Raw genomic sequence first — 16837 nt, 5'->3', positions numbered from 1 at the left:
ACAGGTTGTGTATTGATAGAAGAAAAGATTACGAACTAATTGAATAAATTTAGGTCGGTTGTTCAAGCGTTGAGCAATGAATTCTTCGTATAGTCATAATTCTACTCGGTAGATTTAATCCAAGCTAGAATAGCAGCGCCTAGAAGAACAAGTTTTGAAACACTATGAGCATTATATTTTAAAACATAGTACGTCGCAATGGCTCCTCCCATAGAATGCCCCACTATCCCGCTGCCTTGATAGGTAAAACATATCAGTCTTTTTTATTTTCTACTTGAGAGGTAGAATACTTATCTGTTTATAATAGAAATTAAAAAAACAGCTTCTAATTAGAAGCTGTTTTAGAACATTATTTAAAATAAGTGATTAAGCTTGTAGACGTTCATTCACTAATTGTTGAATGATTTGTTTTAATTCATTGCTTGATTCGATATTTTCTAGTTGAGATTGAATCTCGCCTTCTTCATCATCAAAATGATTCATTTCATTATAAGTTTCAGCAATTTCTCTAACCTTATTAATATCTTCATTATGCTTAGTCGCTAACTCTTTTAATTCTTTATCTAATGACTTGATATCTTCAATACATTTGAATGATAAAACCATATCAATTGGCATAATTCCATTACTTTTAGTTCCATCTGGGTATTTCATAGTGACACTGATTTCTTCTAAATGCCCATCAACCATAAAGCTATATAAGTCTGTAAAGCTTTTGAACTTCTTATGTTTCGTTTTAATTTCCATTTGGTAAACTTCCTTTCAGTAGAGAAAATAATAAATAGCGTAAATACGTACTTTATTGTTATTATCATCCTTCATCTGATGAGATATGAGGAGATTTTTCTATCCTCTTAATTTTAAAATAAAAATACCACGTACTACGTACGTGGTACAGAGAAGACTAGAGTAGGAAAAAGTGCCCCAATCTAGCTTCGAGTTACCTGCAACTTTTTAGAATATCTAATTCGTTAGAATTTAGATATTGTTATCCTTTAGGGCAACCTTTTATTCTTCTTCTTCTGGTAATTCTACGTTGTGGTGTACTTGTTGTACATCGTCTAAGTCTTCTAAAACGTCTAATAATTTTAAGAATTTAGCTAATGCGTCACCTTCTAATTCTACTGTTGATGTTGGTAACATTGTTAATTCAGCAACTTCGAATTCAGTGATTCCCATTTCATTTAATGCTGTTTGTACGGCATGGAATTGATCTTGATCAGCGTATACTGTGATTTCTCCATCTTCTTCTTCAACGTCACGAACGTCTACGTCTGCTTCCATTAATCCTTCTAAGATTTCATCAGCAGAGTTTCCATTGAATCCGAATAATGCAGTTGCTTCGAACATGAATGCTACGGCACCACTTACACCGATTTTTCCACCATTTTTATTGAAAGCTGAACGAACTTCAGCAACTGTACGGTTTACGTTGTCTGTTAATGTATCAACGATAACGGCAGAACCATTTGGTCCATATCCTTCATAACGGATGAAATCGTAGTTCTCATCTGAACCACCTTTTGCTTTATTGATTGCGCGGTCAATGATTTCACGGTTAACCCCTGCAACTTTAGCACGGTCAATAACAGAAGCTAAGTTACGGTTTAAGGCTGGATCTGGATCACCATTTTTAGCTGCCATGTAAATTTCTTTTCCGAAACGAGCTAAAACTTTTGAACGAGCGGCATCTTTTGCAGCTTTACCGTATTTAATGTTATTCCACTTACGACCCATTGGGTATCACTCCTAATTGTAATTTTTATTAAATGACGATTGTCAGAATACTAACTATACATTTATTTATTATACTCCTCTCACTCCTATCTTTTCAAGTTTTATCCGAATTATGGACTTCTCATCCCTGAAAAATGCAATATTAGACATAAATTGACATCTTAGTGAATTAAAATATGATAATCTGAAGTTAGACTTTATAGATACGTCTATGAAAGAAAACTATTCTTTTATAAAAGTTTTTATCTAGATTAATATAAATTGTTCTGTGTATCTAAAAGAAATAATCATCATATTCAAGTTCTTTTTTTTCATATAATGTATAACTAATATTGATAATGAGTAGATTATTTTTTACTAAATGAGGTGAGGTTATGAAGATTGAAAAGTATGTTTGTCCCAAATGTGAAAATAACGGTTATGAAGTAGATGAATTTTGTGCCACAGGTAGTGGAATTTCTAAATTGTTTGATGTACAAAATCGCAGATTTACGACTATTACTTGTACGAAATGTAAGTATACAGAAATGTATAAAGGAACAACAATTGATTTAGAAAATATCTTCGATTTCTTAATTGGAGGATAATAGGAAATAAAGATATGAAGTTTATTACTTATAGGTGATATGCTTGAATAGTTTGTATTCCCTGAGCTAGTTAAAGTGAGTAATTATCTAGGCTATTTAACATTTTTTAATATGAGAAAGAGGAGGTCTAAATTTAGACCTCCTCTAATCTTATACGATTAAGCTTTTTCTGCTAATAAAGCATCAATTGTTTCTTGTAGACGTTTAACGCATCCTTTACAAGCCGTTCCTGCTTTTGTTTCTGATTGAATTTCTTGTAATGTTGTTGAACCTGATTCAATTTCTTTTTTAATATCTCCAACTGTTACATTGAAGCAGTAGCAAATTTTTTGATTTAAATCCATTATACTTCCTCCTTTTTTCTTTATGTTTCCATTTTATCTGAAGTCATGGTTTCAAACAAGCTGATTGCTTTTTAAGGTTGGATATAAAAATATAATAGAAGTTTTTTTATCTAATCAGGAGCAATGACTTAATAAGGTGATGGATTTCGTGATTTAGTTATCCACAGGTTCTATTAAAATCAAAGGAAGCTTGATTGAGAATAACTATACATTTTGAATCCTAGGGGGGATGGATTTTTATTAGACATAAGTAGGATAAATTCGTCATATACTTTAATAGATAGCGGAGGGAGGAATCAAAATGTTGATTGTGACAACAGATTCAATTCCAGGGAAAGAGATTGTTGAAGTTAAGGGACTAGTCAAAGGAAGTACGGTACGTTCTAAGCATATTGGAAAGGATATCAGTGCTTCACTTAAGACAATTGTTGGTGGAGAACTCAACGGCTATAATGAGATGCTCATCGAAGCTCGTCAAATTGCATTTGGACGAATGGCAGATGAGGCACAAAGTATTGGAGCAAATGCGATTGTAGGGGTTCGATTAATGTCATCTGCTGTCATGGCTGGAGCAGCAGAGATGGTGGCCTATGGAACAGCCGTGGTGGTGAAATAAGGTGATGACGATATGGGTAAACATGATTATTGGTGGGATATTACTTTTTTATCTGAGTGGAATTCTAGTTGTAATTGGCTTACTCATCGCAAAGGTTACAGAACGACAACGAGAACGAAAAACTGAAAAAGAAAAATTCAAAGATTATAAGGACTATTAAACGAAAACTAGAGAATCTCTCTAGTTTTTATTTTGGAGGGAAGGGAGATGAATTTGAAATTGGAATTACAACCTAAAGAAGTATTTAGTCGAATCGGATTTTCACTGGCGATTAGTTTTCTAGTAGTTAATGGGATTCAATTGGCTATAATCGCGATTTTAAAAACCATGGACTCTCCTTGGTTACAATCACAATGGCTCACTTGGATATTAATAGTGATTGGTTTTTATTTAATTGGATTTCCTTTATTTTGTTGGATGGTTAAAGATTTACCGAGTATTTCAATGGACGGTTTACAGAAACTAAAACTTTTTGATCTCATTGAATATGGATGTATAGCTTACACATTGGCATATGTCTTTAATTTATTCACCCTATTATTAATGGCAGCCATTGAATCTTTAAAAGGAAATTTTATTACAAATGTTGGAGAAAATCTCGTTGTTGGGACGTCTTCAATCGGATTATTTATTTGTGGTGTCATTTTATCCCCTATTATTGAAGAAATCCTATTTAGGAAAATTCTAATCGATAAAATCAAATTATATGGTGATAAAGTGGCTATTTTAGTTTCAGCAGTTACCTTTGGAGTGTATCACGGAAATTTATCTCAAGTTTTTTATGCCACAGCTTTAGGAGCTATTTTTGCCTATGTCACATTAAAAACTAATCGGGTTCAGTATGCTATCATTTTACATATCTTTATTAATGGGATGAGCGCCGTTATTATGCCAGCTATATTAGGTGATGGTACAGAAGTGATACGAATTGCGTTAGCCATAGGAGTCGTTTTTACGATTCTTGTTGTAGGAATTGTTGGGTTAATTAAACTGATGAAAAAAATCAATCTGAATTCAGGAACCTATTATATTCATCGCCATCGATTAGTTCAAACCATTTTTGGTAATGGAGGGATGATTGGTTACCTCGTCATTAGCTTTGTCGTAATTATTCTGACTATTATAACAACATAAAAAGGCAAAATGGAAATTCCATTTTGCCTTTTTTATAATTTAGTTATCAACCTGTTCTGACTGAGAGACTTGATCAGATAACATTAAATCTTCATTTGAATTCTCTGACTCAGACTCTTCCTCTTTTTCGGAATCAGCTGGATGATTGATTGGAGGGAGGGGGTTAAAATCTTCTGAGTCATCAATTGGTGGTTGTGGATCTTCAGATTCCTCTTTATCTTCCTCTACAGGTGGCTTAGGTTCTTCTTCAGGTTTTGATTCAGGTTGAATAGGAGTTTGAGTAGGTTCATCACTCGGTTGCTCATCTTCTGTTTGTATAGGAGGGGTTGGTTTTTGTTCCACATCGTTCGGATTATTAGGAGTTTGAGTTGGCTTTTGCTCGATTTGATTTGGTTTTGATGTATTGGATGGCTTCGGTATTTCTTGCTCATCTTAAGGAGTGACTTCTCGGATAAGTTCTTCTTCGTCAGAGTCCTCTTCTTCAACAACGGTTTCTTTGACTTGAATGGTAAAGGCATGGTCTGTATAAGTTGCATCCAATACTCGCTCGATATATTGAATAGGAACATAAATTTCATCATCAATGAGCTGAGGTGTTACCCATTTAATCGTCATTAAATTTGTTTCTTTGTCAATTTCTATGAATAAAGCCTCATTTTCGCCATTCACCTCGCTATATCCGTAGTTAAGATTTAGTTTAATTTCTTGACCTTGAATTCTGTATGTATAAGTATCTGTTTCTTCATCTAAAGTCACACTTCCTTCTAAAGTAGCCATGATGTCATCTAATGATGCAAAATCTTCATGAATATCGACAGGAATATTAATTGGCTTTAATGTTTCTTGGTTACTTGTTAAGAAAGCTGGTAAAAGCGAAAATAAAAAAATGATTGGATATTTCATAACTGAGTTCCCCCTTAACCGATTAAACGTGTTTTATAAATTAAATAATTTGGCTGCTCAGATAAATAGTAATAAGTTTCTGTATCACTAATTTCTGATTGAATCGTGGCCGAAGCTTTTTCGGTATTTTTAAAATTGTAACGAATCATTTCATCGGCTAACTCATTTAATAGTGATGTCACTTCTTCTGGTGATAATGTTTTCGGTAAGATGGCACTGAAAGTGAGTTCATTTTTAGATAGCTGTGAATCTTTAATCTCCCATTCAGTTGAGAATAATAAATCGTTAGTTAAATTCGCTGTATGGAGTGGCTCGTATTGATAAATGTAAGAACCATTTGTTTCAATGGTATAGCGATATGCTTGATCGGTGAAATCAACTGAATCTTTTGTCGTTTTTGTTGGTTTTTGTTGATAAACGTTCATGTTTAACTTGACGGCATTTGTTTGATCATATTGTTCAAGTTCTTTTAATAATTTATTGGCTAATAAAATATTATCAGCATACGAGAGCTCAGCTTGAATATCAACCTCATAGGTTTTTTCTTTTTTATGACGACGAACATCTAAGACTTCATAAGATGTGTCGATTAATTGTTCGAGTTTTAGTTCTTTATTTTTAGCTGATAAAATACCATAAATGATGGTAACCACTATTAATAGAGTCAATAAACTACCTAAAATAATAATTGGCTTCTTTGAAATATTACGCTGCATAAAACTCCTCCATTTTCATCATTTTAAAAATTCCCCAAAATAAGTGATTCAGTAATCATTTTAGATGAAAAAAAAGGAAAATACAATGAAAATAACAAAATAAGGAAACAACTTCATCACTGTTTCCCTATTTTATTGAAGTTTATTAATTCATTCAGCCGTGATGAGATGATGTTTTAAATGCTAAGTTAGTCAAATAGTACTTTATAGTAGGATAGGAAGATGAATTTAATGAAGAGACAGATTGTTAAATAAGATTAGAAATGAAGATAATTAGTAATTTAGTACCATCACATGTTCTTGACCAAAAATTTGTCCATTAAATTCGAATCCTACTTGTTTATAGAGATGGATTGCAGATTCACTTTCAATATGAACACCTAAAAAGATTTGGTGACGAGTTTTATCATTTTTGATGAGTTCAATCACTTGGTGGAGAGCTTCAGTACCAAATCCTTGATTTTGATAGTGTTGATCAATCATCAGGCGATAAATCCAATACTCATCATCGTCAGTATCAAGGCAATACATGACGAATCCTACCATCACATCCTCATGATAGATGGCTAGTGGGATACATTCAGGCTGTACCTTAGACTGGGCAATTGAAATAGCATTTGAAGTGACAAAGCTTTGTTGTTCGGGATGGACCGCTAAATCTATGCAGTCCCAGAAATTATCTTTTGAAATAGGTCTTAGTGTAATCATTTTTGCTCCCCCTTATAAACGATTATCCTTGGTATATTCATTATAATCAGGAGCGTAGGCATTTATACGGCATCGCAAAACTAGTGATAAACTTTGAGTATTTGACTCTATCTGTCATCAAAATGATGAAAAAATAAAAAACCACGTACAAAAATGTACGTGGTTAAGTATATAAAAGCTTAGAAATGAGCGTCATGCCCGAATCTAGCTTCGAGGCGCAACTGCTCTATAAAGTCTCCTACCGAACGATAGGCAATATCACCTCATCAGTGGTGGAAACCTAACTTTTAGTTAGAATGGGGGCTCCACTTTTACGCCGAGTTAAGCGCATCTCTCAGCTTTTTATGCTAAAGCTAAATATTCATCGTATGTTGTTTGTTTGTCAACGATTGAACCGTCTTCTTTGATGTCGATAATACGGTTAGCAATTGTTTGGATGAATTGGTGGTCATGTGATGCGAATAAGACGTTGCTTGTGAAGTCTTTTAATCCGTTATTAAGTGCTGTGATTGACTCAAGGTCTAAGTGGTTAGTTGGTTGATCAAGCATTAAAACGTTGGCATTTGCTAACATCATGCGTGATAACATACAACGTACTTTTTCTCCCCCTGATAAAACTGAAGCTTTTTTAAGGGCTTCTTCACCAGAGAATAACATGCGTCCTAAGAATCCACGAACGTAGCTTTCTGTTTGGTCATCAGAATATTGACGTAACCAGTCAACTAGTGATAATTCAGAACCGTTAAAGAATTCTGAGTTATCTTTTGGGAAGTAAGCAGTTTTGATTGTAACACCGAACTTGAATGTTCCACTATCTGCTTCCATTTCTCCATTTAAGATTTTGAATAAGGTTGTAACAGCAATTTCGTCTCCGATGAATGCAATTTTATCGTCTTTACGAACCATGAAGCTAACGTTATCTAACACTTTAACTCCATCCACTGTTTTTGTTAACCCTTCAACCATTAAGATATCATTTCCAACTTCACGTTCAGGTTTGAATCCAACGTATGGATAGCGACGACTTGATGGCTCTAAGTCTTCTAATTTGATTTTATCTAATAATTTTTTACGAGATGTCGCTTGTTTAGATTTAGAGGCATTAGCCGAGAAACGAGCGATGAAATCTTGTAATTCTTTAATTTGTTCTTCTTTTTTCTTGTTAGCTTCTTTAGCCATACGGTTTAATAATTGACTTGATTCGTACCAGAAGTCGTAGTTACCAACGAATAATTTGATTTTTCCAAAGTCAACATCACAGATGTGTGTACACACCTTGTTTAAGAAGTGACGGTCATGGGATACAACGATAACTGTCCCTTCAAAGTTGATTAAGAACTCTTCTAACCAGTTGATTGATTGGATATCTAAGTGGTTGGTAGGCTCATCAAGAACTAAAATATCAGGATTTCCGAATAAAGCTTGAGCTAATAAAACTTTGACCTTTTCGGCCCCTGTTAAATCTTTCATTAATTTATCGTGTAATTCAGTTGGGATTCCTAATCCTTGTAATAAAGCAGCCGCATCAGATTCAGCTTCCCATCCGTTTAATTCAGCGAATTCACCTTCAAGTTCAGCTGCACGAATTCCATCTTCCTCATTGAAGTCAGGCTTCATGTATAATGCATTTTTCTCTTCAGTGATTTGGAATAAACGTTCATTTCCGCGGATAACAGTTTCTAAAACTGGTAATTCATCATATTGATAATGATCCTGTTTTAAAACTGACATACGTAAATCTTTTGGATAACTTACGTGTCCTGTATTAGGTTCAATTTCACCTGCTAAGATTTTTAAAAAAGTAGATTTTCCAGCTCCATTTGCTCCGATAACACCGTAGCAGTTTCCAGGAGTGAATTTTAAGTTAACTTCTTCGAATAACTTTTTATCACCATATCGTAAACCGACATTAGAGACTGTAAGCATGTAACAACACCTCCGTGTAATTTATCTTGAAACATTATATCATATTTTTCATCTTTATTACATGAATGATTAGCCATGCCCATTCATTAACAGCAGTTGAGATGATCACTTGAATCTAAATGGGAAAAAATAACTCATTTTTCTTTTTTATCAATGAAAATTAAGAGATAAATTCGTTCATAATAAAGTTGATAAAAATGTTTAAATTGGGACACAGAAATAACGTAGGGGCTCGAACCAGACAATAAGAATTAATGGTTGGCTAAAAGTTAACAAATCATCCGTTAAGACGAGCAGAACTGGATGCTAATAAAGCTAATTTGGCTTGAATTAGAGCACATCCATCTATAGAATTCACATTGGGTATACATTTGTGTAGACTTAAATAGAATAGGCGTAGCGGAAGCGATAACATCATCTGACTCGTATTGCAAATGAAAAAAAATTATTGTATAATAAGTGGACACTTCGTAAAAACATACACTATCGTAAGTGATCGTTGGTTCATTTACGTTTTTTTGTGTTTAAATAGAAAGGAAGCAAAGAATGACTGAAATTACATTTAAAGATCTTGCTTTATCGCCTGCAATTTTAAAGGCAATTGAAGAAATTGGTTACGTTAAACCATCACCAATCCAAGCAGAGGCAATCCCAGTTGTATTATCTGGAAAAGATATTATCGGACAAGCACAAACAGGAACAGGAAAAACTGCTGCATTCATGTTACCAATCCTTGAGAAAATCGATCCTAAGAATCGCAACGTTCAAGCATTAGTATTATGTCCAACTCGTGAATTAGCTGTCCAAGTTCATGAAGAATCTAAAAAGTTCGCTCGCAATATGCGTGACGTTCATATTTTATCAATCTATGGAGGACAATCATACGATCCTCAAATCCGCGCGCTTAAAAAAGGTGTTCAAATCGTTGTTGGTACGCCAGGACGTGTTATGGACCACATGCGCCGTGGAACTTTAAAATTAGAAAACTTAAAAATGTTAGTTTTAGATGAAGCTGATGAAATGTTAAACATGGGATTCAAAGATGATATCGAAGAAATCTTAGAAAAAACTCCTGAATCTCGTCAAACAGTTATGTTCTCAGCGACAATGGCTCGTGAAATCATGAACATCGCTAAAACTTATCAAAAATCTCCTGAAATCGTTAAAGTTGTTTCAGAAGAATTATCAAACAAAAAAATCGACCAATACTTCGTTGAAGTAAAACGTCAAGACCGCGTTCATGCAATGATTCGTTGCATCGATATGATGGGATTAACTTCATCAATCGTGTTCACAAACACTAAACGTGAAGTTGATGAATTAGTTTCTAAATTACAAGAAGAGGGATACGTAACTGAAGGGTTACACGGAGATTTAAAACAAGCTCAACGTGACCGCGTTATGAATAGCTTCCGTCGTAAAAATGTTAATATCTTAGTAGCAACTGATATCGCGGCTCGTGGAATCGACGTAAGCAACGTTGAAGCAGTATTCAACTACGATATTCCTTTAAATGAAGAAAACTATGTACACCGTATCGGACGTACAGGTCGTGCCGGTATGACTGGATTATCAATTACATTCGTATTCGGAAAAGATATGTTCCGTATCCGTCGTATTGAAGACTATACAAAAACAAAAATGTCTAAAATGCCTATCCCAACAGTTGAGCAAATCCAAGAAAAACGTTCAAGCAACGTTATCGAAGATGTGATTGCTAACTTAGAAGGACAAGACTTTACAAAAGAAAACGAATTAATCGCTGCAATCTTAGAAAAAGGATACAGCTTAGAGCAAGTTGCTGCAGGATTATTACGTATGAACATTGGTCAAAGTACGAAAGAGTACGCACATATCGAAGAAGTGACATCAAACAATAAATCTAAAGGTATGCGTAAAAACGAAGTTCGTTTATTCGTAAACGTTGGATCTAAACAAAAAGTTAAAGCTAAAGACTTCGTTGGAATGTTAACGAAAAAATCAGATATCCCAGCTCGTGCAATCGGAGATATCGATGTTTATAAAAAATTCTCATTCATTAATGTAGATAAAGCACATGCAAATGCAATTATCCGTAAATTAAACTCTAAATTAATTAACGGTAAACCAGTTCGTGCTGAAAAAACTGCACCAGGTGCAACAGCTCCAAAAGGTAGATAATTGTAAGAATAATGTGTAAAAAAAGCCTTCATAACGTGTTATGGAGGCTTTTTCCTGTGGTATAATATTAATCGTTGTTTTAATTGCTAAATATTAGAAAATTTAATGTCTGAAGCAACTAATTCGAAAGGGAGTATGAAAGGTGTCGACAAGGTTAAAGCCTAAGTTACTATCAGTTATGAAAACTTATAATAAGGAGCAATTCGTCAAAGACGTTATTGCTGGATTGATTGTCGCAATTATTGCATTGCCACTATCAATCGCGTTGGCTATTTCTTCAGGTGTTTCCCCTGAACAGGGGCTATATACCGCTATTATTGCAGGTTTCTTTATTTCTTTACTTGGTGGAAGTCGTGTTCAAATTGGTGGACCGAGTGCAACATTTATGGTGGTTGTTTATAGTGTTGTAGCTGCTCATGGAACGGAAGGATTATTAATTACAACAATCTTAGCTGGAATTATTTTAATTTTATTTGGATTATTGAAATTAGGAAGTGTCATCAAGTATATCCCCTATCCAATTACTGTTGGATTTACGAGTGGGATTGCATTAACCATTTTTAGTTCACAAATTAAAGACTTCTTTGGGATGAATCTTGGTGCGGTCCCAACAGGATTTATTGATAAGTGGAAACTTTATTTTGCATCATTTGATCAAATACAATGGATGCCATTTATGATTGGAGCTATTGCATTAGCTATTTTAATTATTTGGCCCAAAATTAATAAGAAAATTCCCGCTTCATTAATTTCAATTATTGTGACGACGGCTCTAGTTGCTCTTTTAAAATTAGATGTTCAAACGATTGGGACCCAATACACGAATTTATCATCGTCATTCCCAATGCCGTCAATTCCACATATAACATGGAGTAAAATTGAAACTTTGTTATCACCAGCTTTCACTATCGCTTTCTTATGTTCACTTGAATCATTACTTTCAGCCGTTGTTTCAGACGGAATGATTGGAAGTAAGCATCGTTCAAATATGGAGTTAGTGGCTGAGGGTGTTGCCAATATTGCCTCTGGTTTATTTGGGGGAATGCCTGCAACAGGTGCGATTGCGCGAACAGTGGCAAATATTAAAAATGGAGGGCGTACTCCAATTGCAGGAGTTGTTCATGCCATTACATTACTATTTATTTTATTATTCTTAATGCCACTTGTAAAAATGATTCCGCTAGCGACATTAGCTGCTGTCTTAATCATGGTTTCTTATAATATGAGCGAATGGCGTATGTTTAAAAAATTATTAAGTGCACCAAAAAGTGATGTCGTTGTCTTATTATCAACGTTCTTCTTAACTGTTTTATTTGATTTAACATTAGCTATCAGTGTTGGAATGGTATTAACATCATTCTTATTTATGAAGCGTATGACGGATGTCACAGATATCCAAGGAATTGAAATGAATGATGACGATGACGATTTAGAATTATTAGATGAAGAATTAAAAGAAGCTTTATCAGATGAAATTTTAATTTATAAAATTAATGGGCCATTCTTCTTTGGAGCTGCGGATAAATTCTTAGATTCTATTCAATCGTTACAAGGACCATCAAAAGTGTTAATTATTCGCCTTCGTAACGTTCCAGTTATTGATGCGACAGCTGTTCATGCTTTAAATTTATTACATGATAACTGTCAGCGTTCAAACACGACATTAATTTTAAGTGAAGTTAATGACAGTCCTTATAAAGTCATTAAGCGTGTTGGACTGGTACGTGAAATTGGACGAGCACAAGTTTGTCGTCATTTTGATCAAGCTATTGCACGAGCAAAAGAAATTGTTAAGTTACATTAAACGATATAGTGAAAAGAGCTTCTATTCAAAAAGTGAATAGAAGCTCTTTTTTATTAAATGAAGTTTGATTAGTGATGATCATCCATAAAGAAATGACGATTTGTTGCACAGAAATCTTGAACATGCATTAATGTTTCACCAAAACGTTGGAAGTGAACAACTTCTCGTTCGCGTAAATAAGATAAAACACGAACGACTTCATCATCCGTTGCTAAATCTAGTAAATGTTCATAACCCGCACGAGCGCGTTGTTCAGCAGCCATATTTGATGTAATATCTGCTACTGGATCACCTTTCATATCAATATAAGCAGCTGTCCAAGGTGTTCCTTCAGGATCTGCTAAGAAGATACTTGTTCCACGTCCAGCATAAACACCATCTAAACCAGCTTTTTTAAGCTCATCAATACTTGCTCCATCAGTTAGTTGATAAATCATTGATGAAACAATTTCAAGATGCGCTAGTTCTTCAGTTCCGATATCCGTTAAAGTTGCAATTGATTGACCAGTTGGCATACTATAACGTTGTTGAAGATATTCCATTGAAGCAGCTAATTCACCATCAGCACCACCTAATGCATCAAAAATTGCTTTTGCCATTTTTGGATCACGTTTTTTGATATCTACTGGGAATTGCAGTCTTTTTTCATAAATCCACATAGTCTAAACTCCTCCTTATTTATTTTGCCAAGGCCAAGGTTCATCAACCCATTTGTAATGTTCAACACTTGAAGAATATCCAAAACTCACAAGGGGACCAAATTGTTGTTCATATTGCTGTTTTAGTGATTGATATTGTTTAGATACTTTTTCATAATCATTTAAAGCTTCTTTATTATCCGGATGTGTATCTAGGAAAAGATGTAAATCAACTGCAATTAAGTTAACCGCTTGAAGTTGTAATAAAAATTGTTTTTTATTCATTATCGACATCCCCCTTTTAACATAAAGATGTTAGGTTGAGCAACTTTTTGAGGAGTATAGACGTCATAAAGTTCATTAAAAGCTGTTCCTTGTTGTAAGGTTTCAGTTGGATTATTTAAGGAAGTATAAGTTTGCATACGAACATAAGCTGTAGCAAGAGGGAGATTTTCACAAGTTAATGGACTACCTTTCTTATCTGCCCTTGCTTGTGGATAAGTAGTATGAACCGTTTTTTTGTAATTAGGTTCATCATCAGAATAATATTCATTTTCCATTAAATATAAGTTATAATCTTGCATCGTTGAATTTTTTAATGGTTTTTGCTCAACATAAACAATCTCATCACTTACAGGATATGTTTTTTTCTCAACAACTTTTTTTGAAACAGTTGGCTGCATTAATGGAACCTGTGCATCCACTGGTTCTAAATAGGCTTCAACATACGTTGTTTTTTTATGTTGAGCAGTCGTTGCTTGTGTGCTAGCAATTTGTGGTTGAACCGGTTGGACTTGTTGAACGGGTTGAGGAATAACCACAGGTTGTGCCATTGGAACTCCACAAACCGGAGTAGGAACACCACAAGCTGGAACTGGTACAGCTTGAACAGCTGGGAATGCTTGTTGAACGGGTTGATAAGCAGTTGTGTTAGCTAATTGTGTTGTTGCTGAAGTTGGATAAGCAGCTGTAGGCATAACAGATTGTTGGGTTACTGGATAGCTACATTGTTGTAGCATAGAAGATTGTTGTGCTGCTGGATAACTAGTTTGTTGTAGCATACCAGGTTGCATAAGCCCTGGATTTTGAACGGTTGTATTATAAGGATTATAAATCACGTTTGCACCAAATCAAAACGACTATGTTTTGACACTGTTCACATGAGCTCGCTAGACTCATGCAGTTCATTGAAGAACATCTCATATTTTCATATGAGTGCAGACTATATCATTACCCTTTTATAAAGTAGAAGGGTATCCTCCGCTTCGGCTATCAATCGCTTATAGCCTACTCCTATTTAGGATAGTCGTTGAAGTTTCCTCTATTCGAGGCTTACCTGCTGATGATCCATTGTCCTAGCACTTAGGATTTAACCATATGCCATCTCATTCATTTTTTCTACTTTCGTCACCTTCACGCTTAAAGCTATTCGCTTTTACGTTGTGGTTGAATGAGCTTTAGGAAATTCCAGCAATTCAAAGGATGTTGAAGAGTGATCTCTTACTCCATGCTCGTTTCTGAACATGGGAGGCATTACCTCCATATAACATGTTTAAGAAACTACATAACATCCTCCAAGTAATGAAGCTTCTTAAACTAATAGGCATCATCATCTTGCCTAATTTAAAATATGTCTATTGGCTTAGAATGGTGACATTGAACGAGTATTAAAATAAAATCCCTTAATCATTAGATTAAGGGATTAGTATATCAATTATCATTTGCTATCTTTGAAAAAATATTTATCATGAGCTAAGTGCTCTTGAACATGAACTAGTGTTTCACCAAAGCGTTGGAAATGAACAATTTCACGTTCTCTTAAATAAGAAAGGACTTTTTTAACATCTTCATCTGTTGTCATATCGAGTAAGTGTTCATATCCAGCACGAGCGCGTTGTTCAGCCCCCATATTCGAGGTGATGTCAGCAACTGGATCACCTTTCATATCAATATAAGCAGCTGTCCAAGGTGTGTTTTCAGGATCAGCTAGGAATACAGAAGTACCACGTGAAGCATATATTCCATCAAAACCAGCACGTTTAATCTCTTCCATTGTTGCTCCAGCAGTTAATTGAAAAATTAAAGAAGAGACGATTTCAAGATGTGCTAGCTCTTCTGTTCCGATATCAGTTAAGGTTGCAATTGATTTCCCAGTTGGCATTGTGTAACGTTGTTGTAGATATTCCATAGAAGCTGATAATTCCCCATCGGCTCCTCCTAATTCTTCATAAATGGCTTTCGCCATTCTCAAATCACGTTGTTTAATGTCGACTGGATACTGTAATTTTTTTTCATAAATCCACATACTCTCATCTCCTCTTAACGTTGTTCCCAAGGCCATGGATCATTAACCCAACTATATTGATCAAATGAAGTCATATAACCAAAGTTAGTAAGTGGTCCATATTCATATTCATAATCTTCTCTAAGTTTTTGATATTGTTTAGTGACTTGTCTATAATCTTCTAATGCTTCTTTATTTCCTGGGTGAGTATCAAGAAAGAGTTGAAGATCAACAGCTATCAAGTTCAACGCTTGGAGTTTTCTAAGAAGTACTTCTTTACTCATCGTAACGGCCTCCTTTAGATACTTTTCGTGGTTTATATGGATCATAAAGATCGGCAAAAAAAGTCCCTTGTTTTAGCGTTTGAAATGGACTATTTAAATTTTTGTAAGATTGTGGTCGAACGTAAGCTGTTGCTAAAGGTAAGTTGGAGCATGTGAGTTTCTGCTTATCATAATAGTAATCATTTTGATAAAAATCAGTTTTATTGGTATACATTCTTTCACCGTCCAGTAGTTTATCTATAATTATGTCAATTAGATCGTTTATTTGTAAGTGACTATTTATGACAGGATAAATAGTAGCGGGATTAAATTCTCATCCGCATGCTTTAGTATATGATCGACATTTTTCAATGAAAAGGATGATTATCTCGTTAAATTAAAATTTAAGAAATAAAATTATCGATTACGTTTAAAGATTTTGGATACGCTAATAATGTTAATAGTTGATGAAGGGAGATGATTTGTTGAATACACTAGAAGCAATTGCTAAACGAAGAAGCCATCATGAATTTAAAGGCACAAAATTATCGAAAAATCAGTTGGAACTATTAATCAAATGTGGTCTTAGTGCGCCAAGTTGTAATAATGAGCAGCCTTGGTTTCTAGTTGGTATTTTAAACTGTGAGATTATTCATCAATTAAATGATGAGATTGGAATGGTTAAAGGCCATATAGGACATGATTATTTTTATGGAGCACCAGCTCTAATTTTGATTTTAGGTGATAAACTTGCAACTAATGCTATGGTTGATTGCGCAGTGTGTACTCAAAATATTTTACTTGCTGCTGAAGATTTAAATCTTGCAAGTTGTTGGATTGATGAAGTTAAAGCGTTGAATCAAAGTGAAAAGTTTTATGACTATGAAGGAAAATTAAAAATTCCAGAGGGTTATGAATTTATGGGTGGTGTTGCCTTAGGCGAACGTGTAAACACACCGGAAGAACCTGAACAACGAAGAGGAACATGGACGATTATCGATTAAAAAAAGCGACGAC

22 protein-coding genes are annotated in these 16837 nt (G+C 34.5%); 7 read left to right on the top strand and 15 right to left on the bottom strand.

The window, feature by feature from the left end; translation table 11 throughout:
• Nucleotides 1-101 precede the first annotated feature (101 nt).
• From NEH75_RS08235 to NEH75_RS08225, 3 genes are all read right to left on the bottom strand, one after another.
• Entirely contained in the window at nucleotides 102-224 is a 123-nt protein-coding gene (locus NEH75_RS08235) for a lysophospholipase (RefSeq protein ID WP_262948770.1), read from the bottom strand.
• Nucleotides 225-366: 142 nt separating this feature from the next.
• The gene (locus NEH75_RS08230; protein ID WP_055277608.1) at nucleotides 367-747 is read right to left on the bottom strand and encodes a hypothetical protein; all 381 of its coding nucleotides are present in this window, start codon (nucleotides 745-747) and stop codon (nucleotides 367-369) included.
• Between the two features lie 261 nt (nucleotides 748-1008).
• Nucleotides 1009-1737, bottom strand: a complete 729-nt coding sequence (locus NEH75_RS08225) for a YebC/PmpR family DNA-binding transcriptional regulator (protein ID WP_055244587.1) — start codon at nucleotides 1735-1737, stop codon at nucleotides 1009-1011.
• A gap of 374 nt (nucleotides 1738-2111) precedes the next feature.
• On the opposite strand from NEH75_RS08225, the gene NEH75_RS08220 reads away from it, so the two are divergent.
• Nucleotides 2112-2324, top strand: a complete 213-nt coding sequence (locus NEH75_RS08220; protein ID WP_262948768.1) for a zinc ribbon domain-containing protein — start codon at nucleotides 2112-2114, stop codon at nucleotides 2322-2324.
• Nucleotides 2325-2482: 158 nt separating this feature from the next.
• Here NEH75_RS08220 and NEH75_RS08215 read toward each other — a convergent pair whose 3' ends face one another.
• Nucleotides 2483-2668 carry a (2Fe-2S)-binding protein gene (locus NEH75_RS08215; RefSeq protein WP_055244583.1) on the bottom strand — a complete coding sequence of 62 codons (186 nt, stop codon included), beginning with the start codon at nucleotides 2666-2668 and terminating at the stop codon, nucleotides 2483-2485.
• A 301-nt stretch (nucleotides 2669-2969) separates the two neighbouring features.
• Here NEH75_RS08215 and NEH75_RS08210 point away from each other — a divergent pair, with 301 nt between their 5' ends.
• From NEH75_RS08210 to NEH75_RS08200, 3 genes are read left to right on the top strand one after another with little or no spacing between them, the layout of a single operon-like run.
• Entirely contained in the window at nucleotides 2970-3284 is a 315-nt protein-coding gene (locus NEH75_RS08210; protein ID WP_055244581.1) for a YbjQ family protein, read from the top strand.
• 1 nt (nucleotide 3285) lies between these two features.
• On the top strand, nucleotides 3286-3444 hold the full coding sequence (locus NEH75_RS08205; protein WP_156343957.1) for a hypothetical protein: 159 nt from the start codon (nucleotides 3286-3288) through the stop codon (nucleotides 3442-3444).
• 47 nt (nucleotides 3445-3491) lie between these two features.
• Complete coding sequence (locus NEH75_RS08200) at nucleotides 3492-4418, top strand: CPBP family intramembrane glutamic endopeptidase (protein ID WP_262948767.1); 927 nt, start codon at nucleotides 3492-3494, stop codon at nucleotides 4416-4418.
• 39 nt (nucleotides 4419-4457) lie between these two features.
• On the opposite strand, the gene NEH75_RS08195 is transcribed toward NEH75_RS08200, so the two are convergent.
• The 5 genes from NEH75_RS08195 to NEH75_RS08175 all read right to left on the bottom strand — a co-directional run bounded on the left by NEH75_RS08195 (nucleotide 4458) and on the right by NEH75_RS08175 (nucleotide 8671).
• On the bottom strand, nucleotides 4458-4760 hold the full coding sequence (locus NEH75_RS08195; protein ID WP_262948765.1) for a hypothetical protein: 303 nt from the start codon (nucleotides 4758-4760) through the stop codon (nucleotides 4458-4460).
• 90 nt (nucleotides 4761-4850) lie between these two features.
• Nucleotides 4851-5321, bottom strand: coding sequence for a copper amine oxidase N-terminal domain-containing protein (locus NEH75_RS08190; protein WP_262948763.1), 471 nt, complete (start codon nucleotides 5319-5321; stop codon nucleotides 4851-4853).
• Between the two features lie 14 nt (nucleotides 5322-5335).
• Nucleotides 5336-6037, bottom strand: coding sequence for a hypothetical protein (locus tag NEH75_RS08185; protein ID WP_262948761.1), 702 nt, complete (start codon nucleotides 6035-6037; stop codon nucleotides 5336-5338).
• A gap of 273 nt (nucleotides 6038-6310) precedes the next feature.
• Nucleotides 6311-6745, bottom strand: coding sequence for a GNAT family N-acetyltransferase (locus NEH75_RS08180; protein WP_212723711.1), 435 nt, complete (start codon nucleotides 6743-6745; stop codon nucleotides 6311-6313).
• A gap of 342 nt (nucleotides 6746-7087) precedes the next feature.
• Complete coding sequence (locus NEH75_RS08175; RefSeq protein ID WP_055244572.1) at nucleotides 7088-8671, bottom strand: ABC-F family ATP-binding cassette domain-containing protein; 1584 nt, start codon at nucleotides 8669-8671, stop codon at nucleotides 7088-7090.
• 546 nt (nucleotides 8672-9217) lie between these two features.
• Between NEH75_RS08175 and NEH75_RS08170 the strand changes: the two genes are divergently transcribed.
• Both NEH75_RS08170 and NEH75_RS08165 read left to right on the top strand, forming a co-directional pair.
• Nucleotides 9218-10831: a DEAD/DEAH box helicase gene (locus NEH75_RS08170; protein WP_055244570.1), complete on the top strand. Its 1614-nt coding sequence runs from the start codon at nucleotides 9218-9220 to the stop codon at nucleotides 10829-10831.
• Nucleotides 10832-10973: 142 nt separating this feature from the next.
• Nucleotides 10974-12635: a SulP family inorganic anion transporter gene (locus NEH75_RS08165; protein ID WP_262948758.1), complete on the top strand. Its 1662-nt coding sequence runs from the start codon at nucleotides 10974-10976 to the stop codon at nucleotides 12633-12635.
• Between the two features lie 68 nt (nucleotides 12636-12703).
• On the opposite strand, the gene NEH75_RS08160 is transcribed toward NEH75_RS08165, so the two are convergent.
• From NEH75_RS08160 to NEH75_RS08135, 6 genes are all read right to left on the bottom strand, one after another.
• Nucleotides 12704-13294, bottom strand: coding sequence for a manganese catalase family protein (locus tag NEH75_RS08160; RefSeq protein WP_055245293.1), 591 nt, complete (start codon nucleotides 13292-13294; stop codon nucleotides 12704-12706).
• Between the two features lie 15 nt (nucleotides 13295-13309).
• Entirely contained in the window at nucleotides 13310-13558 is a 249-nt protein-coding gene (locus tag NEH75_RS08155) for a spore coat protein CotJB (RefSeq protein ID WP_055245291.1), read from the bottom strand.
• Nucleotides 13558-14391, bottom strand: a complete 834-nt coding sequence (locus NEH75_RS08150) for a spore coat associated protein CotJA (RefSeq protein ID WP_262948756.1) — start codon at nucleotides 14389-14391, stop codon at nucleotides 13558-13560. The genes NEH75_RS08155 and NEH75_RS08150 overlap by 1 nt, the downstream gene beginning before the upstream one ends.
• Before the next feature lie 599 nt (nucleotides 14392-14990).
• Complete coding sequence (locus NEH75_RS08145; RefSeq protein ID WP_055304481.1) at nucleotides 14991-15578, bottom strand: manganese catalase family protein; 588 nt, start codon at nucleotides 15576-15578, stop codon at nucleotides 14991-14993.
• Between the two features lie 14 nt (nucleotides 15579-15592).
• Nucleotides 15593-15841, bottom strand: a complete 249-nt coding sequence (locus NEH75_RS08140; protein ID WP_055304479.1) for a spore coat protein CotJB — start codon at nucleotides 15839-15841, stop codon at nucleotides 15593-15595.
• Complete coding sequence (locus NEH75_RS08135) at nucleotides 15834-16055, bottom strand: spore coat associated protein CotJA (protein WP_055304477.1); 222 nt, start codon at nucleotides 16053-16055, stop codon at nucleotides 15834-15836. Before NEH75_RS08135 ends, NEH75_RS08140 begins: the two co-directional genes overlap by 8 nt.
• 250 nt (nucleotides 16056-16305) lie before the next feature.
• Between NEH75_RS08135 and NEH75_RS08130 the strand changes: the two genes are divergently transcribed.
• Nucleotides 16306-16824: a nitroreductase family protein gene (locus NEH75_RS08130; protein ID WP_237252748.1), complete on the top strand. Its 519-nt coding sequence runs from the start codon at nucleotides 16306-16308 to the stop codon at nucleotides 16822-16824.
• The last annotated feature ends 13 nt before the right edge of the window (nucleotides 16825-16837 follow it).

Origin of the sequence: Turicibacter sp. T129 (assembly GCF_025594975.1) — a bacterium.
Classification (GTDB): domain Bacteria; phylum Bacillota_I; class Bacilli_A; order MOL361; family Turicibacteraceae; genus Turicibacter; species Turicibacter bilis.
The sequence above is the reverse complement of the archived record's forward strand: the minus strand, read 5'-3'. Positions and strand labels throughout refer to the sequence as shown.

What these genes read in the sequence shown, in the direction of transcription:
- NEH75_RS08230 (WP_055277608.1), bottom strand. Translation starts at nt 747, where the DNA reads ATGGAAATTAAAACGAAACATAAGAAGTTCAAAAGCTTTACAGACTTA.
- NEH75_RS08225 (WP_055244587.1), bottom strand. Translation starts at nt 1,737, where the DNA reads ATGGGTCGTAAGTGGAATAACATTAAATACGGTAAAGCTGCAAAAGAT.
- NEH75_RS08220 (WP_262948768.1), top strand. Translation starts at nt 2,112, where the DNA reads ATGAAGATTGAAAAGTATGTTTGTCCCAAATGTGAAAATAACGGTTAT.
- NEH75_RS08215 (WP_055244583.1), bottom strand. Translation starts at nt 2,668, where the DNA reads ATGGATTTAAATCAAAAAATTTGCTACTGCTTCAATGTAACAGTTGGA.
- NEH75_RS08210 (WP_055244581.1), top strand. Translation starts at nt 2,970, where the DNA reads ATGTTGATTGTGACAACAGATTCAATTCCAGGGAAAGAGATTGTTGAA.
- NEH75_RS08200 (WP_262948767.1), top strand. Translation starts at nt 3,492, where the DNA reads ATGAATTTGAAATTGGAATTACAACCTAAAGAAGTATTTAGTCGAATC.
- NEH75_RS08190 (WP_262948763.1), bottom strand. Translation starts at nt 5,321, where the DNA reads ATGAAATATCCAATCATTTTTTTATTTTCGCTTTTACCAGCTTTCTTA.
- NEH75_RS08185 (WP_262948761.1), bottom strand. Translation starts at nt 6,037, where the DNA reads ATGCAGCGTAATATTTCAAAGAAGCCAATTATTATTTTAGGTAGTTTA.
- NEH75_RS08180 (WP_212723711.1), bottom strand. Translation starts at nt 6,745, where the DNA reads ATGATTACACTAAGACCTATTTCAAAAGATAATTTCTGGGACTGCATA.
- NEH75_RS08175 (WP_055244572.1), bottom strand. Translation starts at nt 8,671, where the DNA reads ATGCTTACAGTCTCTAATGTCGGTTTACGATATGGTGATAAAAAGTTA.
- NEH75_RS08170 (WP_055244570.1), top strand. Translation starts at nt 9,218, where the DNA reads ATGACTGAAATTACATTTAAAGATCTTGCTTTATCGCCTGCAATTTTA.
- NEH75_RS08160 (WP_055245293.1), bottom strand. Translation starts at nt 13,294, where the DNA reads ATGTGGATTTATGAAAAAAGACTGCAATTCCCAGTAGATATCAAAAAA.
- NEH75_RS08155 (WP_055245291.1), bottom strand. Translation starts at nt 13,558, where the DNA reads ATGAATAAAAAACAATTTTTATTACAACTTCAAGCGGTTAACTTAATT.
- NEH75_RS08145 (WP_055304481.1), bottom strand. Translation starts at nt 15,578, where the DNA reads ATGTGGATTTATGAAAAAAAATTACAGTATCCAGTCGACATTAAACAA.
- NEH75_RS08140 (WP_055304479.1), bottom strand. Translation starts at nt 15,841, where the DNA reads ATGAGTAAAGAAGTACTTCTTAGAAAACTCCAAGCGTTGAACTTGATA.
- NEH75_RS08135 (WP_055304477.1), bottom strand. Translation starts at nt 16,055, where the DNA reads ATGTATACCAATAAAACTGATTTTTATCAAAATGATTACTATTATGAT.